The organism is Fructobacillus durionis (assembly GCF_900112405.1).
Taxonomy (GTDB): domain Bacteria; phylum Bacillota; class Bacilli; order Lactobacillales; family Lactobacillaceae; genus Fructobacillus; species Fructobacillus durionis.
On the sequence record NZ_FOLI01000001.1, the window covers coordinates 325,780 to 352,667 of the forward strand.

General features: G+C 44.9%; 25 protein-coding genes. 23 read left to right on the forward strand and 2 right to left on the reverse strand.

From position 1 onward, the window contains the following. Positions 1-9: 9 nt before the first annotated feature. The 10 genes from BMZ93_RS01480 to BMZ93_RS01525 all read left to right on the forward strand — a co-directional run bounded on the left by BMZ93_RS01480 (position 10) and on the right by BMZ93_RS01525 (position 12,940). The gene (locus BMZ93_RS01480) at positions 10-615 is read left to right on the forward strand and encodes a non-canonical purine NTP pyrophosphatase (protein ID WP_091501464.1); all 606 of its coding nucleotides are present in this window, start codon (positions 10-12) and stop codon (positions 613-615) included. Between the two features lie 147 nt (positions 616-762). Continuing rightward, complete coding sequence (locus BMZ93_RS01485; RefSeq protein ID WP_091501466.1) at positions 763-1,788, forward strand: tRNA dihydrouridine synthase; 1,026 nt, start codon at positions 763-765, stop codon at positions 1,786-1,788. Positions 1,789-1,918: 130 nt separating this feature from the next. After that, positions 1,919-3,058 (forward strand): cation:proton antiporter, encoded by a 1,140-nt coding sequence (locus BMZ93_RS01490; RefSeq protein WP_091501469.1) that lies wholly within the window; start codon positions 1,919-1,921, stop codon positions 3,056-3,058. Positions 3,059-3,145: 87 nt separating this feature from the next. Beyond that, positions 3,146-4,681 carry a UDP-N-acetylmuramyl-tripeptide synthetase gene (gene murE / locus BMZ93_RS01495; RefSeq protein ID WP_091501471.1) on the forward strand — a complete coding sequence of 512 codons (1,536 nt, stop codon included), beginning with the start codon at positions 3,146-3,148 and terminating at the stop codon, positions 4,679-4,681. Position 4,682: 1 nt separating this feature from the next. Further along, positions 4,683-5,927, forward strand: a complete 1,245-nt coding sequence (gene coaBC / locus BMZ93_RS01500; RefSeq protein WP_091501473.1) for a bifunctional phosphopantothenoylcysteine decarboxylase/phosphopantothenate--cysteine ligase CoaBC — start codon at positions 4,683-4,685, stop codon at positions 5,925-5,927. 41 nt (positions 5,928-5,968) lie between these two features. Next, positions 5,969-6,217: a hypothetical protein gene (locus BMZ93_RS01505; protein ID WP_091501475.1), complete on the forward strand. Its 249-nt coding sequence runs from the start codon at positions 5,969-5,971 to the stop codon at positions 6,215-6,217. A 215-nt stretch (positions 6,218-6,432) separates the two neighbouring features. After that, entirely contained in the window at positions 6,433-8,124 is a 1,692-nt protein-coding gene (gene argS, locus BMZ93_RS01510; RefSeq protein WP_091501477.1) for an arginine--tRNA ligase, read from the forward strand. A gap of 62 nt (positions 8,125-8,186) precedes the next feature. Continuing rightward, a complete protein-coding gene (locus BMZ93_RS01515) occupies positions 8,187-10,265 on the forward strand; it encodes a PBP1A family penicillin-binding protein (RefSeq protein WP_244269328.1) in 2,079 nt (692 codons plus the stop codon). 39 nt (positions 10,266-10,304) lie between these two features. Beyond that, entirely contained in the window at positions 10,305-10,661 is a 357-nt protein-coding gene (locus tag BMZ93_RS01520; protein WP_091501479.1) for a YlbF family regulator, read from the forward strand. Positions 10,662-11,011: 350 nt separating this feature from the next. Next, the gene (locus tag BMZ93_RS01525) at positions 11,012-12,940 is read left to right on the forward strand and encodes a DUF262 domain-containing protein (protein ID WP_091501481.1); all 1,929 of its coding nucleotides are present in this window, start codon (positions 11,012-11,014) and stop codon (positions 12,938-12,940) included. A 142-nt stretch (positions 12,941-13,082) separates the two neighbouring features. Here BMZ93_RS01525 and lexA read toward each other — a convergent pair whose 3' ends face one another. Then, entirely contained in the window at positions 13,083-13,715 is a 633-nt protein-coding gene (gene lexA, locus BMZ93_RS01530) for a transcriptional repressor LexA (RefSeq protein ID WP_091501483.1), read from the reverse strand. A 197-nt stretch (positions 13,716-13,912) separates the two neighbouring features. On the opposite strand from lexA, the gene BMZ93_RS01535 reads away from it, so the two are divergent. Beyond that, positions 13,913-14,134 (forward strand): YneF family protein, encoded by a 222-nt coding sequence (locus BMZ93_RS01535; protein WP_091501485.1) that lies wholly within the window; start codon positions 13,913-13,915, stop codon positions 14,132-14,134. 51 nt (positions 14,135-14,185) lie between these two features. Here BMZ93_RS01535 and BMZ93_RS01540 read toward each other — a convergent pair whose 3' ends face one another. Next, positions 14,186-14,818, reverse strand: a complete 633-nt coding sequence (locus BMZ93_RS01540) for a lysophospholipid acyltransferase family protein (RefSeq protein ID WP_091501487.1) — start codon at positions 14,816-14,818, stop codon at positions 14,186-14,188. 61 nt (positions 14,819-14,879) lie between these two features. On the opposite strand from BMZ93_RS01540, the gene BMZ93_RS01545 reads away from it, so the two are divergent. From BMZ93_RS01545 to glyS, 12 genes are all read left to right on the forward strand, one after another. Continuing rightward, positions 14,880-15,647: a tRNA1(Val) (adenine(37)-N6)-methyltransferase gene (locus BMZ93_RS01545; RefSeq protein ID WP_091501489.1), complete on the forward strand. Its 768-nt coding sequence runs from the start codon at positions 14,880-14,882 to the stop codon at positions 15,645-15,647. 17 nt (positions 15,648-15,664) lie between these two features. Further along, positions 15,665-15,961: a GIY-YIG nuclease family protein gene (locus BMZ93_RS01550; RefSeq protein WP_091501491.1), complete on the forward strand. Its 297-nt coding sequence runs from the start codon at positions 15,665-15,667 to the stop codon at positions 15,959-15,961. A 70-nt stretch (positions 15,962-16,031) separates the two neighbouring features. Then, positions 16,032-16,241, forward strand: a complete 210-nt coding sequence (locus BMZ93_RS01555; RefSeq protein ID WP_091501493.1) for a hypothetical protein — start codon at positions 16,032-16,034, stop codon at positions 16,239-16,241. 5 nt (positions 16,242-16,246) lie between these two features. After that, entirely contained in the window at positions 16,247-17,110 is an 864-nt protein-coding gene (locus tag BMZ93_RS01560; RefSeq protein WP_091501926.1) for an SPFH domain-containing protein, read from the forward strand. A 187-nt stretch (positions 17,111-17,297) separates the two neighbouring features. Further along, entirely contained in the window at positions 17,298-18,071 is a 774-nt protein-coding gene (rpsB, locus tag BMZ93_RS01565) for a 30S ribosomal protein S2 (RefSeq protein WP_091501495.1), read from the forward strand. Positions 18,072-18,156: 85 nt separating this feature from the next. Next, positions 18,157-19,032 (forward strand): translation elongation factor Ts, encoded by an 876-nt coding sequence (gene tsf, locus BMZ93_RS01570; protein ID WP_091501497.1) that lies wholly within the window; start codon positions 18,157-18,159, stop codon positions 19,030-19,032. 99 nt (positions 19,033-19,131) lie between these two features. Continuing rightward, positions 19,132-19,857 (forward strand): UMP kinase, encoded by a 726-nt coding sequence (gene pyrH, locus BMZ93_RS01575; protein WP_091501499.1) that lies wholly within the window; start codon positions 19,132-19,134, stop codon positions 19,855-19,857. Continuing rightward, entirely contained in the window at positions 19,857-20,402 is a 546-nt protein-coding gene (gene frr, locus BMZ93_RS01580) for a ribosome recycling factor (protein WP_091501500.1), read from the forward strand. Before pyrH ends, frr begins: the two co-directional genes overlap by 1 nt. Positions 20,403-20,616: 214 nt before the next feature. Next, positions 20,617-22,116 carry a peptidoglycan amidohydrolase family protein gene (locus tag BMZ93_RS06530; protein ID WP_143404264.1) on the forward strand — a complete coding sequence of 500 codons (1,500 nt, stop codon included), beginning with the start codon at positions 20,617-20,619 and terminating at the stop codon, positions 22,114-22,116. Positions 22,117-22,365: 249 nt separating this feature from the next. After that, on the forward strand, positions 22,366-23,775 hold the full coding sequence (locus BMZ93_RS01590; RefSeq protein WP_091501502.1) for a DUF2130 domain-containing protein: 1,410 nt from the start codon (positions 22,366-22,368) through the stop codon (positions 23,773-23,775). A gap of 16 nt (positions 23,776-23,791) precedes the next feature. Further along, on the forward strand, positions 23,792-24,739 hold the full coding sequence (gene glyQ, locus BMZ93_RS01595; protein WP_091501504.1) for a glycine--tRNA ligase subunit alpha: 948 nt from the start codon (positions 23,792-23,794) through the stop codon (positions 24,737-24,739). Further along, complete coding sequence (gene glyS, locus BMZ93_RS01600; protein ID WP_091501505.1) at positions 24,739-26,796, forward strand: glycine--tRNA ligase subunit beta; 2,058 nt, start codon at positions 24,739-24,741, stop codon at positions 26,794-26,796. Before glyQ ends, glyS begins: the two co-directional genes overlap by 1 nt. The last annotated feature ends 92 nt before the right edge of the window (positions 26,797-26,888 follow it).

Sequence of the window (26,888 nt, forward strand, 5' to 3'; positions counted from 1 at the left end):
GGCAAAGGAATGCGTTTAGTATTTGCATCGAATAACAAAGCAAAAACCAGAGAAATGGCGAAGTTTACCAAGCTCTTTGGTTTTGATTTAGTATCCTACGTGGACGTTTTGGGCGAGAAGTTGTCCTTTCCAGCAGAAAGTACGACTAGTCAAAAGGAGAACGCCGAGCAAAAGGCACTCTTTATCCACGAACACCTGCCCAATGAATGGGTTCTTGCGGACGATACGGGTTTCTTTTTGGAAGCCTTTCCGGAACGCTTTGGTGTGACGGCCTCCCGCGAGTTTGCCTCTTTGGGGCTGCATGGAAACGAAGAGGTGAATGATTACCTTTTGGACCTCTACAAAGACATCCCCGATGAACAGCGCGGGGCTTACTTCTTATCTACGATGGCGCTTTGTTCACCGGATGGAAAAGTCACAGTCGCTGCAGAGCGAGGTGGCGTTCGAATGGCCCGGGAACTTCATCCTGGCCCTGATTTGGGTGGTATCACTGATTTGCTTTTAGCAGAAAACGGGAAATCACTTTCTGAAATGCCAGTTGAAGAGGCGGTTGTCTACCATGATCGTGGTCGAACTTTTAAAGCCTTGATTGAAAAGGCCGGCCTTAGTAAATAAATTTCAAAAGTCTGTCTGGCAAGTACGCCAGGCGGGCTTTTTTATTTCACATGGTCTAGTCAGCTTCCTTTGTGGTGGGGGATAAATCATGCTAAAATGTATAGGTTAATTTGACGTTTGGCCCAAGCGGCCGTAAAGGAGTGCAATATGCGACAAGCAAAGTCAGCCTACTGGCAAAATATTGTTGATTCTGCAAAAGACGAACAGGGCAATCCACGTCCCTTTTTCTCAATGGCCCCAATGGAAGCCGTAACGGACACGATTTTCCGTCGCGTGGTTGCAAAGGCCGGTGGTCCCGACGTGTACTACACGGAGTTTACGAACGCTGCTTCCATGGTTCATCCAGAAGCAAAGTTCTCCATTCAAGGCCGTTTGGCAGTCGCTCCGGGGGAGCAGATGCCAATTGCTCAAATCTGGGGTTCAAAGGCTGAAGCCATTGGTGGGGCAGCGAAGCTTCTTCCTGAAATGGGCTACGAAGCCGTTGATATCAACATGGGCTGCCCAGACGGGACGGTTATTAAAAACTCCTCTGGATCGGACTTGATTCGCCACCCAGATACAGCGGTCGAGTTGATTGCGGCAGCCAAGGAATCTGGTTTGCCTGTTTCCGTTAAAACCCGTTTGGGCTTTAACAAAGTCGAGGAATACCATGACTGGTTGGAAACGATTTTCAAGCAGGACGTTCAGGTGTTGACCATTCATTTGCGAACTCGTAAGGAAATGTCTAAAGTCGACGCCCACTTCGAATTGATCGATGATATCATCGCCATGCGTGACCGAATTTCACCAAACACGCTCTTGCAGTTGAATGGTGATATCAAGAACTACAAGCAGGGAATGGAAATCGCTGCTGCCCACCCTGGTGTCGATGGTATTATGATTGGCCGTGGGGTCTTGGAAGACCCATACGCCTTCAATCATGAAGAGACCGAGCACACCTTGGCAGAGTCAATTGATTTGCTTAAGTTGCAGCTTGATTTGTTCGATGAAGTGACGAAGACGGTTACGCCAAAGCACTTTGAAGCTTTGAAGCGTTACTTCAAGATTTACCTGCGTGGCTTTGCCCACGCTTCACAGCTTCGTCAGATGTTGATGGAAACCCATGCAACGGATGAAGTACGTGCCATCTTAGATGAGCACGTGGGGGACCTTGTGAAAAACGAGGACCGTTAATTTCGATTATGGTATACTAAGAATTAAGTTAATTACATTTGGTTGAGGTCGTACTCAAGGATTTGCCTAACGGGGGAGTTAGGCGAGTCTTTGGGCGCGGCCTTTTTGGTTGCAGAAATAAGGAGAATTTATGGCAGGAGTTATCTTAGCAAGTATGCTTTTGGCAGCATTGTTTTTGGCATGGTTAGTGGAACGAATGGGTCTACCAGCAGTGGTTGGCCAGATTGGGGCCGGATTATTACTGGGGCCCGCTGGTTTTCACTTTTTGAACGCCAACAGTATCACGGAACACTGGGCCGAAATCGGTGTGCTCCTGCTGATGTTCTTAGCCGGAATCGAGTCGGATTTGGGCTTGCTGAAGCAGCATTTTAAAAAGTCGCTTTCGGTCGCACTGGCCGGGGTGGTGACACCCTTTACAGTCTTTTATATCTTTGGACATGTCCTGGGTTATGGAAACGAGCAGGCCTTACTCTGGGGTGTGCTTTTCTCAGCAACCTCTGTTTCCATTACGGCTCAGATTCTAACGGAGTACAAGCAGCTGAAGTCGGAGGCCGGATCAACCATTCTTGGAGCAGCGGTTATTGATGATATCCTTGCTGTTTTGATGTGGACGATTTTTGAAACAAGCTTCGGGGTGGGGGATAACAAGCACTTGAGCCTACCACTTATGATTGTGGGGATGGTTCTTTACTTGGTCGGTCTGCTTTTCTTGTTAAACTGGGCTTTGCCAAAGGTTCTGCCGATTCTATCCAAGATTCCACAACCTGGACTAGTGTTAACAGTGGTCTTTGCCTTGATCCTGTTGAGTGCCTACTTTGCGGAGTTCGTTGGACTATCAGGCGCCATTGTTGCCTTTCTACTGGGCTTGCTCTTTAGCCGAATGAAGGGGCGTCAGTCAATCGAACACGGGATGACACTGGTCGGCAACGTTGTCTTTATTCCGATTTTCTTCGTGAACATTGGTTTAAAAGTCTCCTGGGATGGTCAAGGGCAGCACATCGTGCTGATTGTCTTGATGACTATTTTCGCAATTTTGACCAAGTGGTTAGGGCCAGTGGTTGGTGCCCGTTTGGCGGGAATGGACAAAAAGCCGGCCTACATCGTTGGGGTGGGGATGGTTTCCCGTGGCGAAATGGCCCTGGTAATTGCGGACTTGGCGCTAGCTGCCCACCTGTTAAAGCATGATATCTATGCAGCCATGGTACTGGTTATTCTATTAACGACCATTTTTACACCAATTGTCTTAAAACCAATGTTGAAAAAGAATTAAATTCTTTAAAAAGTCTGGCAACGGCCAGCCTTTTTTGTTTGCTCAGAAAGGTTGCAACTGGCATTCCTATGCTATAATAAAGGCACTATGAAATTATCAGGAAAACAAGTGACGGCCCTCTTGCAGGACCAGAATTTATTGGTTCAAGGTCCATCGGTTGATGTCGACTTTGACTTCTTACACTACGACTCACGGCAGGTCAAAGAAAAGACACTTTTCGTTGCCAAGGGTGCCTTTAAAGCCTCTTACTTGGATGACGTTCAGGGTGTCAGTGGAATGGTTGCAAGCGATGACTTCGGTTTGGATATCCCACTTTGGCTAGTGAATGACACGCAGAAGGCGCTTGCCGTTTTGTCTCAGGCCTTCTTCGATTACCCAGAGAAGAAGCTCTGGATTGGTGCCATCACCGGGACCAAGGGGAAAACGACGGCGGCCTACTTTGCTTACAACATTTTGAAGGAAGAAACCAATGGAAAGACAGCGCTCTTTTCAACGGTTAACCGAATCGTTGGGCCAAAGCCAGAGGACAGTAAAAAATCCGATTTGACCACACCGGAATCCTATGAACTTTATAAGGATATGGCCCGTGCGGTAAGCAAGGGAATGACCCATCTGGTGATGGAAGTTTCTTCACAGGCCTATTTGAAGAATCGTGTCTACGGGCTCCGTTATAACGTGGGCATCTTCTTAAATATCTCACCTGATCACATCGGGCCAAACGAACATCCCACTTTTGCCGATTATTTAGCACACAAGGAAATGCTGCTTGACCATTCAGACCAAGTGATTATTAATGCGGGGATGGACCACTTCGATGAAGTTTATCAACGCGCTGCTTCACAGCACGAAAACGTCTGGACTTACAACCGGGAAGGGGCCACTAGTCTCTTACCTGACCTAAAGGACACGGTTGAGTTTCACTCAGACAAGACGGAACTGCACGACTCTTACTTTACGGTTGAAGACTGGGCCAAGTTGCCTGAATTTAAGGAACTCGCTAGTTCTTACCGCTTGAACCTACCTGGTGATTTCAACGAAGAAAACGCCACGGCGGCCTTGATGATGACGGCCCTTGCTGGTGCTCATCATTCAGCCATGAAGAAGGGCTTGGATGAAGTCACAATTCCTGGTCGTATGATTTCAATGAGCCTTCCTGGACACGGGGTGGCCTTCGTGGATTACGCCCACAATTTCGCTTCTTTGAACGCGCTCTTGGCCTTTGCTAAGGGACAGTCACCCAAGGGAGAAGTTATCGTTGTATTAGGGGCTCCCGGTAACAAGGGAGTTTCGCGCCGTCTTGACTTTGCCAAAGTCTTGTCAAAGCAGGCTGACCAAGTCTTCTTGACCGCTGATGATCCTGCCTTTGAAAAGCCAGAGGATATCTGTCAAACGATTGCCGATGCCATTACTAACCCTGAAGTAAAGCTACACTTCCAAATGGACCGCATTCAGGCCATTCGCGAAGCAATCAACTTAGCTGGCCCACATGACCTCGTCGTGGTGGCTGGTAAGGGTGAGGATCCTTACCAAAAGGTGAATGGCGTTGACACGCCATACATCGGTGATTTCCAAGTTGTGAAGAACTGCAAAACGGAACTTGAAGAAGGAAAGTTTACGGTCTAATATGAGCTCATCATTAGCAGAAAAGAACATATTGCTGGCTGTGACCGGTGGCATTGCCGCTTATAAGGCAGCCGAACTGGTTCGCTTGTACGTGAAGGCTGGGGCGAACGTCAAAGTCGTCATGACGGCGACTGCTGAATCCTTCATTCCAGCTAAGACGTTGGGTATTTTATCCAAGCAGGATGTTTTGACTGATGTTAGTCGAGAAAATGCTGCTTCAGTGGAGCACGTTGCCTGGGGACGTTGGGCCGATGCTATCGTCTTAGCACCTGCCACGGCCAATAGCTTGGCCAAGGTGGCCAATGGCATAGCTGACAACGTACTGAACGAAACTCTTTTGGCGTCAAACGCAGTTGTAAAAGTCATGGCACCAGCCATGAACGAGCAGATGCTGGCCAACCCTGCTACTCAGCGAAACTTACAAACCTTGCAGTCGGATGGCTGGACAATGGTCGAACCGGAAACTGGTTTCCTGGCCGAAGGTTATGAGGCCAAGGGCCGCTTAGCTGATTTGGAAAAGATTGTGTCCACAACGGGAAAAGCGCTTGCTGCTGACGGTGCAGACAGTCGGGATGCTTTTGACAACCAGCCTCTAAAGGGCCGTCGAGTAGTTGTGACTGCCGGAGGAACAAAGGAACCCATCGATCCTGTCCGTTTCTTAACCAACCGTTCATCAGGCAAGATGGGCTATGCCCTAGCCGAAGCGGCGCTTGCTGCGGGTGCGGATGTCACGCTCATTGCAGCGACAAAGCGTGATTGCTCAGCGGCTATTCATTTAGTTCTCGCACCTTCCGCCAAGGAAATGCTGAAAGCGGTTGAAGAAGCGATGCTTGATGCGGACGCCTTTATTGGGGCCGCAGCGGTTTCCGACTTTGCACTGGAAAAGCCCTTTGATAAAAAGGTGAAGAAGACCAGCTCAGACAGCCATCTCACCCTTGATTTGGTTCAAAACCCAGATATCTTAAAGACGGTTGGGACGCAGAAGAAGCCCGGTCAGGTTGTGATTGGCTTTGCGGCCGAGACAAACGACCTGCTGCAAAATGCCGAGAGAAAGTTGAAGTCTAAGCAGGCCGATATGATTGTTGCCAACGATGTTTTGGCGCCCTCTGCAGGCTTTGATAAGGATACCAATCAGGTAACTTTAATCCAGGCTAACCAGGTGCCAATTGAGATTGGCCCTAAGTCAAAAACAGCTATCGCAGAAGACATTATTCAGCAATTAGTCACCATACTAGACGGGCAGTAATTGTGGTATAATATGTACCTAATAAGGAATCGGAGGCTTTCATGGCAAAGACAGACGAAGAACAAGCAGCTAAGTACCATGTAGGGGATGTCTTGTTGGCACCCGCTTATGGTAACTTGGAAAAGCCTTTCACTGGAAAAGTCGAGAAGGTTTACGACAACGCTTTGCTTGTCGAAATCATCGAAAACGATCCAGCTGATCAACCAGCTGTTAACGAAATGAATCACCGTGGTGTGGTGAGAATGGCCGACGTTGAAGTCATTCAAGAAGCACCAGCTGAGAAAGAATAGAAAAAGAAGAAGGCAGGATTGTAAGAATCCAGTGACTCTGGCGCTAGTGTGAGCCAGAGCTTACCCCTGACCCGCGCCGCTTTTTCTTTTGTACAAGTGAATCAAACAAAAGTGGTTGGCCTAGCTGACTATTAGAGTGGTACCGCGGGCAGGGCTCGTCTCTTCAGATAATATGTAGAGATGGGTCCTGCTTTTGAAGATAAGAGGATAACAATATGGCAGAAAAGCAAGCAGTTGTATCAGCCTTAAAGGCTGTACTCCCCGAACTAAGTGAAGAAGAAATCGCAAATAAGGTGGAAGCACCCAAGGACTCAAGCATGGGTGACTTGGCCTTCCCAACCTTTACCTTGGCAAAGGTGTTGCGTAAGGCCCCTCAGATGATTGCAGCCGACGTGGTTGAAAAGATTGATCAGTCAGGCTTTGAAAAAGTCGTTGCCACTGGCCCATATGTCAACTTCTTCTTAGATAAGAAGCAAGTAACGGCGGACACCTTGAAGAAGGTCTTGAAGGCCGGCATCAACTACGGTGAAAACTCAGATGGTGAAGGACAAAACATCGCTTTGGATATGTCTTCACCTAACATTGCTAAGCCAATGTCAATGGGACATTTGCGTTCAACGGTGATTGGGAACGCCTTGGCGAACTTATCAGCTAAGAACGGCTACAAGCCAGTGAAGATTAATCACTTGGGTGATTGGGGAACACAGTTCGGTAAGTTGATTTACGCTTACAAGACTTGGGGTTCAGAAGCCGAAGTAAAGGCCGACCCAATCGCGACTTTGCTAAAGTACTACGTGGAATTCCACGAAAAGGCCAAGGAAAACCCAGCCTTGGATGATGAAGGACGTGCCTGGTTCAAGAAGTTGGAAGACGGTGATCCTGAAGCCCACAAGCTTTGGTCATGGTTCCGTGAAGAATCATTGAAGGAATTCACCGAAATCTATGACCGTTTGGGAATCACTTTTGATTCATTTAACGGGGAAGCTTTTTACAACGATAAGATGGACCGTGTTGTGAAGGCCTTGGAAGACAAGAAGCTCTTGCAAGAATCACAGGGAGCACAAATCGTTGACCTTTCACCAATTAACGAAAACTTGACGCCTGCGATGATCAAGCGTTCCGATGGGGCTACTCTTTACATGACTCGTGATTTGGCCGCAGCCATGTACCGTAAGGATACCTACAATTTTGCTAAGTCACTCTACGTGGTTGGTGGGGAACAGCGCGAGCACTTCCAACAGTTGAAGGCTGTCTTGACTTTGTTGGACCTACCATGGGCTGATGATGTTGAACACATTCCATTTGGTTTGATTACTTTCAACGGTAAGAAGATGTCAACTCGTAAGGGTGACGTGGTCTTGTTGAAGGATGTCTTGGACGATGCCCACGAATTAGCGTTGAAGCAAATTGAAGAAAAGAACCCATCCTTGGCCAACAAGGACCAGGTTGCCGAAGAAGTTGGTGCCGGTGCGGTTGTCTTCCATGATTTGATGAACGATCGTACGAACAACTTTGACTTCAACATTGCCGAAGTCGTACGTTTTGAAGGGGATACTGGACCTTACGTTCAATATACGAACGCCCGTGCGCAATCAATCTTGCGCAAGGCAGGAGTAGCTGTTGATACTGATAACATTACCCTTGATGATGCCGCTACCTGGGACATCATTACATCTTTGAACGCCTTCCCAGATACGGTTCGCCGTGCCTTTGCACACCGTGAACCATCTGTGATTGCTAAGTACGCCTTGGGATTGGCCCGTGCCTTTAACAAGTACTACGCTAATTCAAAGATTTTGGCTGATGATGCTAACAAGAACGGCCGTTTAGCATTGGTTGCAGCGGTATCTGAAACATTGACGGTCTCTTTGTCAATCTTGGGTGTGAAAGCACCAAAGGAAATGTAAGCATTTCATTTCCTACTTGAGTTTTTAATGCTATTTCGGCCATTTGGCTGTAAGGAATACAAATGAAAACGAATATTTCAATGAAACACACAGCCTTTTGGCAAAAAGTATCGCCAGTTTGGAATCGCTACCAGTTGGGAAGATTAATCATCTTAATCTTCATGACCATCTTCTTAGCGGCTTCTGCCTATGGAATTTTTAACGCAAAGACGGCCCACGTTTCGTCTTTGCAAAGTTCCTTATCACAGACAACGGATGTCTATGATAATTCTGGGAATAAAGCTGGTTCCTTGTACTCACAAAAGGGAACTTATGTGAAGTACAACCAGATTTCACCATCGATGAAAAACGCCGTTCTTTCAATTGAAGATCGGAACTTCTATAAAGAACATGGTTTTTCATTTAAGGGATTAGCCCGTGCGGCCTTCTTGCTCTTTAAGAACAAGTTGACTGGTTCGGATACGATTTCTGGTGGTGGTTCAACACTGACCCAGCAGTTGGTAAAGAACGCCTACCTGACACAGGAGCAGACTTTTACACGAAAGTTTAAGGAAATCTTCCTCTCCGTTCAGGTTGAAAAAACCTATTCAAAGAATGACATCATCACGATGTACTTGAACAACGCTTGGTTTGGTCACGGGGTCTGGGGTGTCGAGGATGCTTCCGAGAAGTACTTCGGTATCCATGCTTCTGAATTGAATACGGAGCAGGCGGCAACCTTGGCTGGTATGTTGACGAATCCTTCTGGATTTAACCCAATTGATAACCCAACCCGTTCTAAGTCGCGTCGTAACTTGGTTATCCAAACAATGTACGAGAACAAGAAGATTTCTCACAGTGAAGCATTGGCAGCCAAGGCGACCGACATCACCTTGAAGGATAACTATTCTGGTGATGAATCTTACCGTTACCCATGGTACTTTGATTCAGTCATTAACGAAGCCATTAACACCTATGGCTTGACTGAAAAAGATATTATGAACAAGGGCTATAAGATTTATACAACCCTGAACCAAAAGGATCAGGAGAATCTGCAAAACGATTACCAGAAGAACGCACTCTTCGGTAATCAAAACGAGGCCCAGGCCGCAACGATTGTTTTGAACGCCAACACTGGTGGTGTTCGAGCCGTGGTTGGTGGTCGTGAGACGACCCATACTTACCGAGGCTTTAACCGTGCCACGCAATCACAGTTGCAGCCAGGTTCTATCATTAAGCCATTGGTTGTTTATACGCCAGCGCTTCTTGACGGTTACTCAATCAACTCAACGCTTCCTAACAAGAAGATGAACTTTGGTACGAACAACTACTCACCAAACAACGCCTTGAACGTTCAAACTGGTGACGTGAAGATGTACGAAGCCTTGGAGCACTCTTACAACATTCCAGCTGTTTACTTGCTAGATAAGTTGGGTGTCAACACCGGGTACTCATGGGGTAAGAAGTTCGGATTACCTTTGGTTTCATCCGATAAGAACTACGCCTTAGCACTTGGTGGTTTGACCAAGGGAGTATCACCACAGCAAATGGCATCGGCCTACACGACTTTTGCCAATGGTGGAAAGATGTCCGAAGCCCATTACATTACCAAGATTGTTGATTCAACGGGTAAGACGATTGTGGCTAAGCCAAAGGCTAAGCAGACGCAGTTGATTTCTAAGTCTGTTGCAGACAAAATGACGAAGATGATGCTTGGTACTTATACCAATGGAACTGGAAAGGGTGCAACGCCATCCGGTTATACCATTGCTGGTAAGACCGGTACGACGGAAAATCCTAACTCAACCAATAACTCAAATTCATCAAAGGATTCATGGGCGGTTGCCTATACCAACGATGTTGTGCAAGTTTCTTGGGAAGGGCTTGAAGGTAATACAACAAGTTCATTGCCAATTGGGTTGATGGCCACGATTGGTAACTTGGTAAAGACGTCAATGGGACAGATTCTTCCAAACACGGAAGAAACGTCATTCTCAGTGACGGATGCCAATAAGTCCACGTCAACTTCGTCCTCGAAGTCATCGTCTGGCTCATCAAGCTCTTGGGCAAACGATGCAGTAGATAACATTTCAAATGGAATTAACACAACAGTTGCCGGCGCTAATAAAGTGTGGGATACTGTTACTGGATGGTTCTCTTAGAATAAAGAGGCCGTTTGTAGAAAAGGAAGGATCGATTACATGTCAGTAAATATTTACGATAACGCCAACGAAATGGCAAAGGTTTTGACTCAAACTGAGCAATATCAAGCATGGGAATCTGCTTTTAATGCGGTTCAAGACGACGCAACGTCAAAGGACCTCTTTAAGAAGTTCCAAACGATTCAAATGACTGTACAACAAATGATGCAGGCACAAAAGACTCCTACTTCTGAACAAGAAAAGGAATGGGACGAAACTGCTAAGGAAGTACAGGCCGACGAAAAGATTAAGAATTTGATGTCAGCTGAACAAGTGTTGAACACTTTGTTGGGTGAAGTTAATGATATCGTGACGAAGCCTGTTTCAGAGAGCTACGCAGCTGCTCACAAGGCCTAAGTTAAATAAAAAAGACGACACGGAAGTGTCGTCTTTTTTTGTGTGCGGATTTTGTTAGTTCGATTTTAGTTTTGTGCTTGGAATGCATAGTTGAATAGAATAGTAATTTTTCTAAATTAAAGAAGTAATTATAGTATAATTATTTCTATTGTTACATATTTGTGACTGTTTAGCTGAGAATTAAATATTTAGATTTATTATAAGCGGCATTCAGAGTTTGAATGCCATATTTAAATAATCAAAGATTTGTATTATGTTAAAAATAATAAATATATTGATTTTTCTTAGAATAAATCAATTAGAGTAATTAAATTTAATACTTAAAATAGCATAGAATTAAAGGATATCTAATGACTAATATCGAGCCAAGGTTTAATCAAATTAATATTGAACAGATTTTTAATAAAGGACAAAAATATAGAGTTGCTGATTTTCAGAGACAGTACACTTGGAAGACTGAGGAACAAAGGTTGCTTGTTTCTGATTTTATTTCGCATGTCCATGAATCAAAAAATAATTTATTTGGTGAGAAATTTAATGAAAATTTCTTTTTTTTAGGAACTGTTATTACGTTTGCTAATGAACAGGATAAGAAAGACGGAGTACTTTATATCGTTGATGGTCAGCAACGTCTTATTTCAATTTCAATTCTTTTAGTTGTTATTAGAGATATTTTGAAAGTAGACTACGCGTCAAATTTACGTATTAATAAAGATGCGTTAAATCTTGCTAATCGTATTGCTGATAGAATCACTGAGATTTTAACGAATAAAACAACTACTGGTGAGGCTAGTTTTGTTATATTGCCACATATTCAGGCTGAGCAAAAATTCTTTGAAAACATACTTTATGCATCAGATATGAACCAAAATGTTTGTGATGATACGAATCTTGAAGCTTTCTTATCAGCAAATCCACAAGCTAAAAAATATTATTCTGCATATAAAACGATGAAAAACGAAATCAAAGAATATATAGCAAGTGGGAATTTCCGAAATGCTAAAAGTCGAGTGGATTGGTTAGTATCTTTATATATTCAAATTCAGCATTCATCGATAATAGAGTTAACAATGGATAATGATGAGGATGCATATCAGATTTATTCGGATATAAACTTTAAGGGAATGCCTCTTACCAATGTTGATCGTTTAAAAAATAATATTATGAAAAAGGTTAAATTGGATAAGCTCTCTCATAAAGAAATCGTTTTGGATTTATGGAATAAGTTACAAGATAATACTCAAAATGTTAATTTTATGACATTTTATAAGTATGCTATTTTTATCATAAACGGGAAACGTGCGGTAAATAATTCTTCACCATTAGGCGATTATGACAAAAAATTACCAGACGAACAGGACTTACCAGACATTTTTAATGAAGAGTTTCAGCAACAAGGTCAGAACTCTGCAAGGAAAAAAATCCAAAAGCTACTAGGAGAATTAAATAAAATAAATTCTTCATACCAGTCCTTAATCGATAGTGATTTTTCTCTTATTGGTAAAAATGACAATTGGCCATTTTATAGTAAAAATTTAAAAATACTATATGATGTGTCGGCATCATGTGAGTTGGAAAGCTTTGTTTATTTCTTAATACCAACTTACAATTGTTATTCAAAAAAAATAATAAAACCCAATGATTTGAAAAAATGGATTGACTTACTGAATGATTTTTATTTTATTGGACTATTAAATGTTTGTATTGATTCTAATAACGTTGAAATAAAAGAAGCATATAAAGAGCTTCATGATGAACTTTTCATATATTCTAGTCGTATTATTGATAAAGATACATTTGTAAAGTATTATGAACTTTCTAATAATATTTTTTCGGAATTTTTATCAAATAATTTTGATACTATATATTTTAATTTAGATCGGTTAAGAAACGGTAATACTGAAAAGAAAAACATGAACTTACTATGTACTTATTTTCTTCGTCAGTTAGAAGGAAATAAGATTAATAAATCGGCTTCCATAGAACATATAATGGATAAAGAATATGGAAAAGATAACATTCACGGTAATCCATATCATGCAGTTGGTAATCTCATCATGTTGGAAAATGATTTGAATAATGAATGCGAAAAACTTAAAGACACTCTATCAACTGCTTCTCAACGTATAAAATATAAAGAATCGGTTTATAAAAAAAGTAATTCAGAAACTACAAAAATTTTTATGAATAACTTTGATTTATCAACGTTTTCTGATGAAGCAATTATTGAACGAACACAACAAATGAGTAAACAGTTTATTTCAAAGTATTGTTCGTAATTAAATTGAAAAAGTTTTTTGTAGTGTATTTTGTGTATAATAATAGTTATGAAATTTTGATTGTGTACGATTTAATTATTTTTCACATTTTAAAATTTATAATAATAAAAAAGCTCAGCTTATAGCTGAGCTTTTTATTGTTTTAGTAAATGGCATCACGGTATAGGGAAACAACCTTACCAAGGATGGATACCTGGTCTAAAATGATAGGGGCCATGGTATCGTTTTCTGGTTGAAGACGGTAGTGACCAGACTCACGGAAGAAACGCTTAACCGTTGCTTCGTTATCTTCATTCATGGCAACGACGATGTCACCGTTGTCGGCGGTTTGCTGACGGCGGACAATTACTTTGTCGCCATCGAGGATACCAATGTTAATCATTGATTCACCGCGGACGTTTAGCATGAAGAGGTCGCCATCGTAAGGAATCAAATCTTCAGGAATAGGGAAGAATTCGGTTGCCTCTTGTTCGACGGCCAAAATTGGTTGACCGGCGGTAACGAGTCCAAGAACAGGAATCTTACCGGCATTTGATGAGATGCCGAGCAGTTCGAAGCCTTTAGCGGTTACTTCAATTGCACGGGCCTTTGTTTTCTCACCCTTCTTAAGTAGGTAACCATTCTTGATCAAACGGGAGATATGCCCGTGAATGGTTGAAGAAGAAGAAAGGCCGACGGATTCACCGATTTCACGAATCGTTGGTGGAAAACCGTTTTTTGCTTGGTACTCGTGAATGAAGCGGAGTACCTGGATTTGTTTTGAATCAGATGCCATAATGTTCTTCCCTATTTCATTTATACTGCTATTATTCTAGCGAAAAAAAGGCGAAAAAGCAAACACGTGTTCGTAAGAATTTCTAAAGAAGACGGCTTTGGCTTAAGAAAAATGTTAGAAAGATTAAAATCTTTCAACCTTAAAGAAGGGCATGTGGTATACTTATCATTAGATTTTTAGAGGTAAAGGAGACCGCTATGCTTGTACTAGTTGGACTTTTGGCCCTAGTTGTTGGGCTGGTTGGTGGATTCTTCTTGGCACGCTTCACAATGAAGTCATACTTGGCCAAGAACCCACCAATCTCAGAAGAGATGATGAAGTCAATGATGATGTCGATGGGTCAAAAGCCATCACAGAAGAAGTTGAATCAAATGATGAGCCAAATGAAGGCACAAAGCCAAAAGGCATCAAAGAAGTAAACAACTTCAATTTAAAAGAGCTGAATCGAATGATTCAGCTCTTTTTGTATCTTATTTTTTGTTAGCCTTTGGATCGACGTACACCCAGTTTGGGTCGATTTCGTCGTCTAGTGCGTTGAAGGAATCTTCAATTTTTTGGTTATATTCAGCAATCACTTCGTCAGTCAACTTGACCTTGGGGTCAACGTAGATTGGTTCACCGAAGTTCATGGTTACTCGCTTACGCAAGAAGAGGTGGGAGAACTTAACTGGTCCCTGATAAACGGCTGGCACGATTGGCTTCTTAGAAAGCTTAGCAATCAAAATTGAGCCGGATTTCAACTTCTGTGAGTGGCGGGAGCCGGAAGGAAACATGATGAGGGAGCGGTCACCGGACTTCAGTTCACTGACCGGCTTGCGGATGACATCCGCTCCAACGTTCTTACGGTCAACTGGGAAGGCACCCAGCGAAACGATGAGCTTACGTAGGAAGTAGTTTTTAAACAATTCCTTCTTGGCCATGAAGATAAAGCGCTTAGGATAAGCTGCCATGGCGTACCAAACGGGATCCCACCAGGTACGGTGAGGGGCAACAAGGATGTAGTTGTCTTCCTTTGGTAGACGATTTTTGTTCAAATAATAAGTACGTCCGTTTATAATGGAAACCAGGGTCACAACGAAGACCCGGATAAAACGATAGAACATAAGCGATTCCTTTCAATAACATTTAACTAATTAATTTTACTATAAAAGGGGACAAAGGCCAATGAAAGAGCCAAATTTAAAGACTGGTGAACGCCTCGATGGCCTACCATCACAGGGTGTTTCCATTATTCAAAACCCAGACATGTTTTCCTATTCACTGGATGCTGTTTTACTGGCTTACTTTGCAAACCCAAATAAGAAGGGGCGGGGATTGACGGTTGATCTCGGTGCCGGGACTGGTGCCGTCGGCCTCTTCTACGCTAAAAAAGTCGCCGGGCAGGTTAAGCTGGTGGAAATTCAAGAGGACCTGGCGGCCATGGCCAAGCGGTCCATTGACCTAAACGAGATGGCAGACCGGATGGAAGTGATTCATTCGGACATGCAAGAAGTCTTTGACCAGATTAAACCGGGCTCAGTGGATACTGTTCTCTGTAACCCTCCTTACTTTCCTGTGAAAGAAACGACTAAGCAGAACGTGGATGAACATTATCAGATTGCCCGCCATGAAGTGGCCATCGATTTGCCTAAGTTGGCGCAAACGGCTAATAAGCTCTTGAAGAATAAGGGAAAGTTTTTCATGGTTCACCGGCCGGAACGGCTGGGGGACATCTTTGCTGCGCTGACTGCCCGTGGCCTGCAGGTCAAGCACTTGCAGTTTGTTTATGGAAAGGCCGACCGGGAAGCTAACATGGTCTTAGTTGAAGCAATCAAGCAGGGCCGCGCTGGTGGTGTTCGGGTTATGCCGCCAATTGTCGCCTATACGGCAGACAACAATTATACAGAGCAGGTACAAGAAATCTTGTATGGCGCGGGCTGGACTTTGGAGTAGGGAGTAATTCGGTCGAGATGATGGATAAGAATGGGAAGACCTATGACTTTTACGTGCTCTACACGGCGGACGGGTACTTTTACGGTGGCTATTCGGACGATGCGATTCGCCGCTTTCACGTCCATGAGTCCGGTAAGGGGGCGAAGTTTACCCGAGTAAAGTCACGGCACCCCTTGAAGTTGCTCTACTATGCGACTTTTGAGACTAAACACGATGCCATGCATGCCGAAGCCTCCTTTAAAAAGTTGACGAGGGCAAATAAGGAAGCCTTCTTGATTGAGCACGGGGTACCGGCAAGTATTTGGACAAAATAGGCGGATTGCTACCTTTTTTACAGGACCTTTTCTTGATAGAATAAGACATTATCAGGAGGAGTAAGTAAGAATGGTTGTAAATTTTGAGTTAAAGAACATTATTGGTCAAACAGTCCCTTACTCTGCTTTTGATAAGAAAGAGGAATTAGTGGAAGTTATTGGTAATTTCTACCATTATCGTTTGGCTGAAGGCCTTGTCCTTCAGCCAAATCAGAATTACTTGGTAGAGGCTGCCGATGGCAATCAGCTAATCATAAGAGAAGCAGACACGAAAGGATGACCATGATGATCATTGTAATTCTTGTTATCGTCTTAGTATTGGCGTTAACTTGTTTTAAGATTGTGCCGCAAAATACGGTGGGACTATTAGAAACACTGGGTAAGTATTCGACAACCCGTTCAACGGGCTTGAACTTCCGCTTACCAATTATTCAAAAGATTCGCGTTGTTTCACTGGCCTTGCAGCCATTGAAACTAGCAGGTTATTCAGTGATTACCAAGGATAACGCCGACATTGGCGCAACGGTAACGTTGAACTTTCACATCACGGACCCAGTGAAGTATTCTTATGAAAACACGAACTCGATTGAATCCATGCAGCAGCTTGTTCGAGGACACCTGCGTGATATTATCGGGCGGATGGAGTTGAACGAGGCCCTGGGTTCGACCTCTAAGATTAACAAGGACTTGGCGGACGCTATCGGGGATTTGACGAATACCTATGGTATTAACGTTGACCGAATCAACATTGATGAATTGAAGCCATCTGCTTCAATCCAAGCCTCAATGGATACGCAGTTGAAGGCCGACCGTGAACGTGTCGCGGCCATCTCCCAGGCTGAAGGAGAGGCGAAGTCAATCGAATTGCGTGCCAAGGCCAACAACGATGCCTTGGTGGCAACGGCGACAGCCAACGCCCAGGCAACAAAGACCCGGGCTGATGCCGAAGCCTACCGAATTGATAAGGTTCAATCTGCCTTGAAAAATGCTGACCAAAACTACTTCAACAACCAATCCATCAACGCCTTTGAGACACTGGCACATTCCGATACGAATTTGATTATCACAAACGGTGCAGAACTTGACAAAACTGGCCAGAACGCGACTTTGGCAAAGATGTTGGGGGATGAATTGAAGAAAAAAGATTAAGAAGGGACTGCCTAGTGGAAAACTAGGTAGTTTTTTTTAATAAAAAGGCTTGAAGATGGGGTTTGAATCCTGTAAAATACTAAGCGTTGTGTGAACAACAAAATACACACGACCGAAGAGAACGCAGAGGTGCAGAAATGTTCATGCGAACCAAGAATCGGTCGGAGGATAACCTAGGAGGCCTATAATGGCAGTTATTACAATGAAAGAACTCCTCGAAGCAGGAGTTCACTTTGGACACCAAACACGTCGTTGGAACCCAAAGATGGCACCATTCATCTTTACGGAACGTAACGGAATCCACATCATCGACTTGCAAAAGACGGTGAAGATGGTTGACGAAGCCTACAACTTCATGCGTAACGCATCAGCTGATGGCGCCAACTTCTTGTTTGTTGGTACAAAGAAGCAAGCTTCAGACGCAATTGCTGAAGAAGCTACACGCGCTGGTCAATTCTACATCAACCACCGTTGGTTGGGTGGAACTTTGACTAACTGGAACACTATCAAGACTCGTGTTCAACGCATGAAGGACATCCAACGTATGTCAGAAGACGGAACATTTGACCGTCTTCCTAAGAAGGAAGTTGTTTTGTTGAAGAAGCAACACGCCAAGTTGGAAAAGTTCTTGGGTGGAATCGAAGATATGCAGGACTTGCCTGACGTATTGTTCGTTGTTGACCCTAAGAAGGAAGAAATCGCCGTTAAGGAAGCCAACATGCTCAACATTCCTGTTGTTGCTATGATTGACACAAACGCCAACCCAGATGTTGTTGACGTTAAGATTCCTGCTAACGATGATGCTATCCGTGCCATCCGTTTGATCACTTCAAAGATGGCTGATGCTGTTATCGAAGGTCGTCAAGGCCAAGACCAAGCAGCTGAAGATGCTTTCATCGATGGTGACGAAAACACTGAATCAATCGAAGAAATCACTGAAATTGTTGAAAAGAACAACTAAGCGATAATATCTGATTTGCCGTTCCGGTGGACCTGCTTGGGACGCTGGCACGGCATTTTTATTTGAATTAAAAAGGAGCACATTCATGGCTGTTACAGCAAAGATGGTAAAGGAACTACGTGATAAGACGTCTGTTGGTATGATGGATGCCAAGAAGGCTTTGGTTGAAGCCGAAGGTGACATCGAAAAGGCAATCGACTTGTTGCGTGAAAAGGGAATGGCAAAGGCCGCTAAGAAGGGTGACCGTGTCGCTGCCGAAGGTATGACTTATGTCATGGAAGATGGTAACAAGGCTGCTATCATCGAATTGAACTCTGAAACTGACTTCGTTGCTGGTAACAAGGAATTTAACGACTTGTTGGCTGCTGTGACAAAGGTTATCTTGGAAAAGCAACCAGCTGATGTTGAAGCTGCTTTGGCTTTGGAAGGTGAAGATGGTCGTACTGTTAACGACATGATCATCAACGTTTCACAAATCACTGGTGAAAAGATTACTTTGCGTCGTTTTGCAACAATGGAAAAGAACGACAACGAAGTATTCGGTGCTTACTCACACATGGGTGGCTCAATCTCTGCTTTGGCCTTGTTCGAAGGTTCAAACGCAGAAGCAGCCCGTGACATCGCAATGCACATCGCTGCCATTGCACCACAATACGTGTCAGATGCTGACGTTCCTGCAGAAGTTGTTGCTAAGGAAAAGGAAGTTCAATTGGCTTCTGAAGACTTGAACGGTAAGCCTGACAATATCAAGGAAAAGATGGTTGAAGGACGTATCAAGAAGTTCTTGGCTGAAATTTCATTGTTGGACCAACCATTCGTTAAGAACGGTGACCAAAAGGTTGCTGACTTTGCCAAGGAAAACGGTTTGACTGTTAAGTCATTCGTTCGTTACCAAGTTGGTGAAGGAATCGAAAAGCAACAAACAAACTTGGCCGATGAAGTTGCAAAGCAACTTGGCTAATATTTGATTTAAAAAAGAGTGCCCATTCATTTGGACACTTTTTTTACGGACGTAACGCCCATCCTTTGTTATAATTGAAGGTAAGAAAAAGGAGACACCATGACTGAAAAGAAATACAAGCGCGTGTTGATGAAGTTGTCTGGCGAGGCCTTAGCTGGTCCTAAAGGACAAGGAATTGACCTCGAAACTGTTTCATCAATTGCCGCTGAGATTAAGACCGTTCACGATATGGGAACCCAAATCGCCATCGTTGTTGGTGGTGGAAACCTCTGGCGAGGCGAACCAGCCGCTAAGGTTGGCATGGAACGTTCACGTGCCGATTACACTGGAATGCTTGGTACAACGATGAACGCCCTTGTTTTACAGGATGCTTTGGAACGTGCTGGTGTACCAACACGTGTTCAAACAGCCATTACCATGCAGCAAATTGCTGAACCATACATCCGTGGCCGTGCCATCCGTCACTTGGAAAAGGGACGTGTTGTGATCTTTGCTGCTGGAACTGGTTCACCTTACTTCTCAACGGATACAACGGCGGCTTTGCGTGCCAATGAAATTAACGCCGATGCCATCTTGATGGCGAAGAACGGTGTTGATGGTGTCTACGATTCTGATCCACGGACAAACCCTGCAGCAAAGAAGTTTAACCACTTGACTCATTTGGATATTTTGCAGAAGGGCTTGAAGGTGATGGACTCAACGGCTTCATCATTGTCAATGGATAACAACATGCCTTTGGTTGTCTTTAACTTGAACCAACCAGGAAACATTGAAAAGGTTATTGCCGGTGAAAATATCGGAACAACTGTGACAGGAGAAGAATAATGGCGATTGATTTTAATCAAGCAACTGACAAGATGAAGGGTGCCCAAGACGCTCTTCGCCGTGAATTAGCTGAAATCCGTACTGGACGTGCTAACCCACGTATTTTGGACCGTGTGCAAGTTGAATACTATGGCGCAATGGTGCCATTGAACCAAGTTGCTTCAATTTCTGTACCTGAAGCCCGTATGCTTTTGATCACACCTTTTGATAAGGGTGCTTTGGAAGCCATCGTTACGGCGATTAACATGTCTGACTTGGGCTTGAACCCAGCATCAGACGGTCAAATCGTTCGCTTGGCCATTCCTCAAATGACGGAAGAACGTCGTAAGGAACTGGTTAAGGAAGTGAAGGCTGAAGCTGAGAAGTCAAAGGTTGCGGTTCGTAACGTTCGACGTGAAGCAATGGATGCCATCAAGAAGGATAAGGAATTGACGGAAGATGACGTTCGAGATTCTGAAGACAAGGTCCAAAAGTTGACTGACGACAACATCAAGGCAATTGATGAAATCGCAGCTGAAAAAGAGAAAGAATTGATGACAATTTAATTCCAAGTTGAGAATGAAATGATAGAGCAAGCCTTAGTGCTTGCTCTTTTTTTCTTAGAATGGACTTTTTAATTTTAATAAATTTCCTTAAAATACTACTAAGAGTGATTTTAATTTTCAATTAAAATTAGCCAGGTAGGGCAATCCATGCTATTATTTTAAGAGAATGTATTTATAAAAGTAGCAATTTATTAAAATGAGACAAGGTACCAATATGACAAATCATCTATATAAAAACGGAAAGGCTTGGCTGACCCTGGCCTTTGCAGCCACTGGTTTTGCTTTTGCAAACCACAACCAGGCATCTGCTGATACTCAAGATGCGAATGCCTCAGCGGTTACATCTGATCAATCAGCGCAGCAAGCACAACAAACGCAACAGGTACAGTCTGAAACAACCACGGCTAACACGCAGCAGGTGGCTTCTGCACGTGATAACGCGCTAGCAAAGTATGCCAATCAACACGTGTCTGGCTATATTTATTCTCCTGATGTTTCAGGAGCAAATGGTGGCTACAACTGGTTTGAAGACGGTCACTTGTTTACTGGTTTCCGTAAGTATATGGGCACTTACTACTGGTTTGTTGACGGTGTTCGTCAAAATGCTGGCTGGCGTCAAGCTTGGGGTATGAACTATTACACTGATAACGATGGTCGTGCCGTTCAAGGACACCAAAACATTGGTGGACAGGACTTTGACTTCGGAAACGATGGTTCATACTATCTTCGTTCATCCGGTTACCTTCACGATGGTTCGAGCCAAAACGGAGGCTACCGCTGGTATGAAAACGGAAAGCTTTACACTGGTTTCCGTTACTACGCGGGTACTTTTTACTGGTTCGTTGATGGTGTTCGTCAGAACGCCGGTTGGCGTCAAGCATGGGGTTTGAATTACTATACTGATGATAACGGACGTGCTGTTCAAGGTCGTCACATCATTGATGGTAAGCTCTATGACTTTGGAGATGATGGTTCTTTCTACAACCGTCCATTGAACGGTTATTTCTGGGATGGTTCACCTAAGAACGGTGGTTACCGCTGGTACGATAACGGAAACCTTTATACTGGATTCCGTTACTATATGGGAACTTATTACTGGTTCGTCGATGGTGTTCGTCAGAACGCTGGCTGGCGTCAAGCTTGGGGCATGACATACTATACTGATGATAATGGACGTGCCGTTCAAGGATCACAGTACATTGATGGTCAATGGTACTTCTTTGGTGATGATGGTACTTACTACCGTCGTTTCGCAGCTAGTGATGTTGTGAACTGGTTCTACCGTAACTATGGTAAAATCACCTATTCAATGTACGGCTCACGTACTGGTGCTGATGGAACTGCCGATTGTTCCGGTGCTATGACTGAAGCCTTGATGGAAGCCGGTGCTTCAAAGCCAGCCTTCATCTACAACACGGATTCCATTCATGATTACCTTCGTAATAACGGTTACCACTTGGTTGCCGAAAATACGAAGACTCAAAAGCAAGTTGGCGACATCGTGATTTGGGGCCGTCGTGGTGAATCTGGTGGTGCTAATGGCCACATCATGATCATCAACAAGGATGATGATGCCAACGGAAACGGTGCCCGTGAAATTTCAGTTGATTACTGGACAAACGGTGGTTACAATTCCGCTATTTCAGAGCATGATTACAACTATTATGCTGCTGTTGATGGCCACCCATACTTCTATGTTTACCGTCATAATTAAAAAAGTAGAATCTTTGCTTCGCAAAGGTTCTTTTTTTCTTGCCTTTTTCAAATTAAAATAGCATAATATGTGTAAGCAATTCTCTTGTAATGACCCGGCGTGGAACCCGGCTAGCATGAGAACTCAACGAAAGTGTCAGAGCATTTTCTGCTCTGGAAATCAGGTGGAACCGCGCGCGAGCGTCCTGATGTCAAAGAAATTTTGGCATTAGAACGTTGGCGCGTTTTTTTGTCTAAAAAAGGAGGGGCGATGGCAAAACTAAAGTACAGTGTGCAATCCGAAACTGTTTTAGAACTGCAGGAAGCCGGTCAGGTTGGCGACATCATCGACCTGAAGGATAAGCAAGAGGTCGATACCGAAACGCTTGCGAAAGCCGTTCAAGAAGGGATTGAGCAGCGTATCCAAAGAGAAAAGTCGGACTGGGAAAAGAGTCAGTCTGCCATTCTGAAATCTAAGCTGGCGGAAGAGCAGCAGGCTGCGAATCTGACGCTCGAAAAGGCTAAGCAGGAAGTGGCGGAGGCTGCTCGTGAAAAGCAGGAAAAGCTGCAAGCCGAACTAGCGGATTTGAAGGCTTCCCTGAAGAGTCAACAAGCTGGTGAAAGCTCGGCCAAGGAGCTGGCATTAGCGAAGCAGCGGGAAGAGTTAGGCAAAGCTCAGGCGGCTGAAAAAGACCAACTGCAACAAGCCTTGCAGGATGTCCAGAAGCAACTTCAAGACGAGCTTTCCAAGCAGAAGGAATCGGCTGGACAGGAAAAGCTGAAGCTGGAAAAGCAACTGATGGAGCTTGAGAACAAGGTGCAGAACCAGGAGCGGGATAAGGAACTGGCCCTTGTTCAGACCAAGGCTGACTATGAAGCCCAGTTAAAGGCCGCTCAGGACCAGGTTGAGTTCTACAAGGACTTCAAGGCCCGTCAGTCGACCAAGGAAATTGGGGAGTCCTTGGAAGTATACGCTCACCAGGAGTTCAATAAGATTCGGCCCTACGCCTTTCCAAACGCTTATTTTGAAAAGGATAACGAGGTTTCCAAGGAAACCGGGTCGAAGGGGGACTTCATCTTCCGTGACTACGATGATGGCATCGAGTTCATCTCCATCATGTTTGACATGAAGAACGAGGCTGATTCGACCGAGAAGAAGCATAAGAACGCGGATTTCTTCATGGAATTGGATAAGGATCGCCGGGAAAAGGGAACGGAATATGCCGTGCTGGTTTCTCTCCTGGAATCTGATAACGAGTACTACAACACTGGGATCGTACAGGTTCCTGACTATCCTAAGATGTATGTGATTCGCCCCCAGTTCTTTGTCCACTTCATTGGCCTGCTGCGGAATGCGGCACTGGATTCTGTTCAGTACAAAAAGCAGTTGGCGGAAGCCAAAGAGCAAAACATCGATATTACCAACTTTGAGGATAATATCAACACTTTCAAGGACAAGTTTGCGAAGAACTACGAGTCTTACTCGAAGAACTTCCAGGCGGCCATTGATGAGATTGATAAGGCCATTAAGCGGATGGAAGAGGTCAAGCGCAAGTTGACCACTTCCGAAAACCAGTTGCGCCTGGCCAACAACAAGTTAGACGACGTTTCCGTTAAAAAGTTGACCCGTGGTAATCCAACCATGAAGGCCAAGTTCGACGAATTGAAAAAAGAAGATTAATTTAATCGAGGAAATTATGACAGATAAGAAACTTTCACTACAGGATATCATCCTGACTTTGCAAGAGTTCTGGGCTGCTAAGGGGGCTAACCTCATGCAGGCTTATGACAACGAAGTCGGTGCCGGAACACAAAGTCCATACACCTTCTTGCGTGCCAACGGCCCTGAACCATGGGCTGCGGCCTACGTGCAACCATCACGTCGTCCTGCCGATGGACGTTACGGTGATAACCCTAACCGACTCTTCCAGCACCACCAGTTCCAGGTGGTGATGAAGCCTTCTCCTGACAACATTCAGGAATTGTACCTGGCCTCATTGGAAGCCTTGGGTATCAACCCACTCGAACACGATATCCGTTTCGTGGAAGATAACTGGGAAAACCCATCAATGGGTGCTGCCGGTATCGGTTGGGAAGTTTGGCTCGATGGAATGGAAGTAACTCAGTTCACTTACTTCCAACAGGTTGGTGGAATCGAAGTTGATTCCGTTACTTCTGAAATCACTTATGGTTTGGAACGTTTGGCTTCTTACATCCAAGACGTGCCAACAGTTTATGATTTGGAATGGGGTCACGGTGTTCTCTACGGTGACATCTTCAAGGAACCTGAATACGAGCACTCAAAGTACGCCTTTGAAGAATCAAACCAGGAAATGCTTCTTCGCCACTTCGACGACTACGAAGCCGAAGCCAAGCACAACTTGGAATTGGGATTGGTTCACCCAGCCTATGACTACATCTTGAAGTCATCACACACCTTTAACCTATTGGATGCCCGTGGAACGGTTTCAGTTACGGAACGTGCCGGTTACTTGCACCGTATCCGTTCAATGGCCCGTCAGGTTTCCAAAGTCTTCATCGAGGAACGTGCTAAGTTAGGCTTCCCATTGTTGAAGGACGAAGCACTACGCGAAAAGTACCTGGGTGAAAAGGGAAAGTACGCTAAGAAGGAGGACCAAGACTAATGGCCGATTATATTTTAGAAATTGGATTGGAAGAAATGCCAGCGCATTTGGTAACTTCTTCTGAAAAGCAACTGGTAAAGCGCGTCAAGGACTTCTTAGACGCACATCGCTTGGCTGTACAAGAAATCAAGCCTTTCTCAACACCCCGTCGTTTGGCCGTTGAATTGTCAGGCTTGGCCGAAGGATCTGAAGCCATCTCCGAAGTGAAGCGTGGACCAGCCGTGGACCGTGCCAAGGATGACGAAGGAAACTGGTCCCGTGCCGCCCAAGGGTTCGCCCGCGGACAGGGAACTACTCCTGAAGAATTGACTGAAAAGGACGGTTACCTCTGGGCCAACAAGGAAATCGCCGGTGTGCCTGCCAAGGACATCTTGGCTAAGATTGGTGATGAAGTTGTGGAGCAAATGACTTTTACAACTTACATGAAGTGGGGCAACCACTCCTTCCACTACATCCGTCCAATCCGCTGGTTGGTTTCATTGTTGGACGAAGAAGTGGTGCCATTCTCAGTATTGGACGTGCAAGCCGGTCAGACCACTCGTGGCCACCGTTTCTTGTCTACTGATAACGTAATCATTGCATCAGCACAGGCCTACGAAAAGACATTGAACGACGCCTTCGTTATGGTTGATGCTAAGACTCGTAAGGACACGATTGTTGCCCAACTCGAGCAAATCGCCAAGGACAACAAGTGGAACCTGGACTTGCAGTCAGACATGGCTAAGGACCTCTTGGAAGAAGTGAACAACATCGTCGAATGGCCAACGGCCTTCAGCGGTCAGTTCGACGAGAAGTACCTGGAATTGCCTAAGGAAGTCTTGATCACTTCCATGCGTGACCACCAACGTTTCTTCTTCGTAACGAACGAAGCCGGCGACCTCTTGCCACACTTCCTTTCTGTTCGTAACGGAAACGCTGAAGACATCGAAAACGTTGCCCGTGGTAACGAAAAAGTCCTTGTCGCCCGCTTGGAAGACGCGGCCTTCTTCTACAAGGAAGACCAGCAAAAGTCCATCGCTGACTACATGGAACGTGTTAAGAAGCTTGTCTTCCACGAAAAGATTGGAACGGTTTACGAGCACATGCAGCGTGTGCAAGGTTTGTCTGCCCAATTGGCCCAAGCTTTGGGACTCTCTGATGAAGAACAAGACGATCTCAACCGTGCCGCTCAAATCTACAAGTTTGATTTGATGACTGGTATGGTCGGTGAATTCGACGAACTCCAAGGTGTCATGGGTGAGCACTACGCCAAGCTCTTTGGTGAAAAGGATGCCGTTGCCAAGGCCATCTACGAACATTACTTGCCAACCTCTGCCGAAGGCGAAGTTGCCCAAACTAAGGTTGGTGCCGTTTTGGCCATCGCCGACAAGTTGGATTCTATCGTTACCTTCTTTGCCCACGACATGATGCCATCTGGTGCTAACGACCCTTACGGTCTCCGTCGTGCCGCAACCGGTGTTGTCCGCACATTGGAAGCCTTCGACTGGCACTTTAACCTCTTGGACATCCTCCTTGCCTTCGAACAGAAGAACGGGGAAGTGGCCGATGCCAACTTGGACGACGTCTTGGCCTTCATGACCGACCGTGTCCGCAAGCAGGCTCTCGACGCTGGTATCCGTAAGGATATCGTGACGGCTGGTACTGCCAACGTTGTTACTGGTGACTTCGTGTATGTTGCTGACCGTACGAAGGTTTTGGCTAACCACGCCAAGGACGATAACTTCCGTGACGTCATGGAAGCCTTGGCCCGTGTTTCACGCCTTGCCAAGAAGATGACGGTTGATGCGCCAGTTGACCCAGCGCTTCTCGTTAACGACCAAGAGAAGGCCCTTTACGAAGCAACCAAGGATCTTTCATTGGCTGATCTCGAGGCGAAGGGTGCCGAAGCACTTTACCAAGCCTTGGTTGCCTTGCAGGCGCCAATCGCGGCATACTTCGACAACACGATGGTTAACGATGACGACGAAGCCATCAAGAAGAACCGTTACGCTCAATTGAATGCCATCAAGACGCTCATTGACGGCCTTGGTAACACAGAAGATATCGTTATCAAGTAAGTAGGCATACTTCATAATTATGTATATTAAAAAGTCGACCTGGAAGGGTCGGCTTTTTTGTGTGTTGATGGGATGTGTTGTGCGCTGGGAGA

Coding starts and splice junctions, on each gene's coding strand:
- BMZ93_RS01520 (WP_091501479.1), top strand. CDS start 10,305: ATGTCAGTAAATATTTACGATAACGCCAACGAAATGGCAAAGGTTTTG.
- frr (WP_091501500.1), top strand. CDS start 19,857: ATGGCGATTGATTTTAATCAAGCAACTGACAAGATGAAGGGTGCCCAA.
- glyS (WP_091501505.1), top strand. CDS start 24,739: ATGGCCGATTATATTTTAGAAATTGGATTGGAAGAAATGCCAGCGCAT.
- BMZ93_RS01540 (WP_091501487.1), bottom strand. CDS start 14,818: ATGTTCTATCGTTTTATCCGGGTCTTCGTTGTGACCCTGGTTTCCATT.
- tsf (WP_091501497.1), top strand. CDS start 18,157: ATGGCTGTTACAGCAAAGATGGTAAAGGAACTACGTGATAAGACGTCT.
- pyrH (WP_091501499.1), top strand. CDS start 19,132: ATGACTGAAAAGAAATACAAGCGCGTGTTGATGAAGTTGTCTGGCGAG.
- BMZ93_RS01545 (WP_091501489.1), top strand. CDS start 14,880: ATGAAAGAGCCAAATTTAAAGACTGGTGAACGCCTCGATGGCCTACCA.
- argS (WP_091501477.1), top strand. CDS start 6,433: ATGGCAGAAAAGCAAGCAGTTGTATCAGCCTTAAAGGCTGTACTCCCC.
- BMZ93_RS01480 (WP_091501464.1), top strand. CDS start 10: ATGCGTTTAGTATTTGCATCGAATAACAAAGCAAAAACCAGAGAAATG.
- lexA (WP_091501483.1), bottom strand. CDS start 13,715: ATGGCATCTGATTCAAAACAAATCCAGGTACTCCGCTTCATTCACGAG.
- murE (WP_091501471.1), top strand. CDS start 3,146: ATGAAATTATCAGGAAAACAAGTGACGGCCCTCTTGCAGGACCAGAAT.
- glyQ (WP_091501504.1), top strand. CDS start 23,792: ATGACAGATAAGAAACTTTCACTACAGGATATCATCCTGACTTTGCAA.
- BMZ93_RS01550 (WP_091501491.1), top strand. CDS start 15,665: ATGATGGATAAGAATGGGAAGACCTATGACTTTTACGTGCTCTACACG.
- BMZ93_RS01490 (WP_091501469.1), top strand. CDS start 1,919: ATGGCAGGAGTTATCTTAGCAAGTATGCTTTTGGCAGCATTGTTTTTG.
- BMZ93_RS01535 (WP_091501485.1), top strand. CDS start 13,913: ATGCTTGTACTAGTTGGACTTTTGGCCCTAGTTGTTGGGCTGGTTGGT.
- BMZ93_RS01505 (WP_091501475.1), top strand. CDS start 5,969: ATGGCAAAGACAGACGAAGAACAAGCAGCTAAGTACCATGTAGGGGAT.
- BMZ93_RS06530 (WP_143404264.1), top strand. CDS start 20,617: ATGACAAATCATCTATATAAAAACGGAAAGGCTTGGCTGACCCTGGCC.
- BMZ93_RS01560 (WP_091501926.1), top strand. CDS start 16,247: ATGATCATTGTAATTCTTGTTATCGTCTTAGTATTGGCGTTAACTTGT.
- BMZ93_RS01485 (WP_091501466.1), top strand. CDS start 763: ATGCGACAAGCAAAGTCAGCCTACTGGCAAAATATTGTTGATTCTGCA.
- BMZ93_RS01590 (WP_091501502.1), top strand. CDS start 22,366: ATGGCAAAACTAAAGTACAGTGTGCAATCCGAAACTGTTTTAGAACTG.
- coaBC (WP_091501473.1), top strand. CDS start 4,683: ATGAGCTCATCATTAGCAGAAAAGAACATATTGCTGGCTGTGACCGGT.
- BMZ93_RS01525 (WP_091501481.1), top strand. CDS start 11,012: ATGACTAATATCGAGCCAAGGTTTAATCAAATTAATATTGAACAGATT.
- BMZ93_RS01515 (WP_244269328.1), top strand. CDS start 8,187: ATGAAAACGAATATTTCAATGAAACACACAGCCTTTTGGCAAAAAGTA.
- rpsB (WP_091501495.1), top strand. CDS start 17,298: ATGGCAGTTATTACAATGAAAGAACTCCTCGAAGCAGGAGTTCACTTT.
- BMZ93_RS01555 (WP_091501493.1), top strand. CDS start 16,032: ATGGTTGTAAATTTTGAGTTAAAGAACATTATTGGTCAAACAGTCCCT.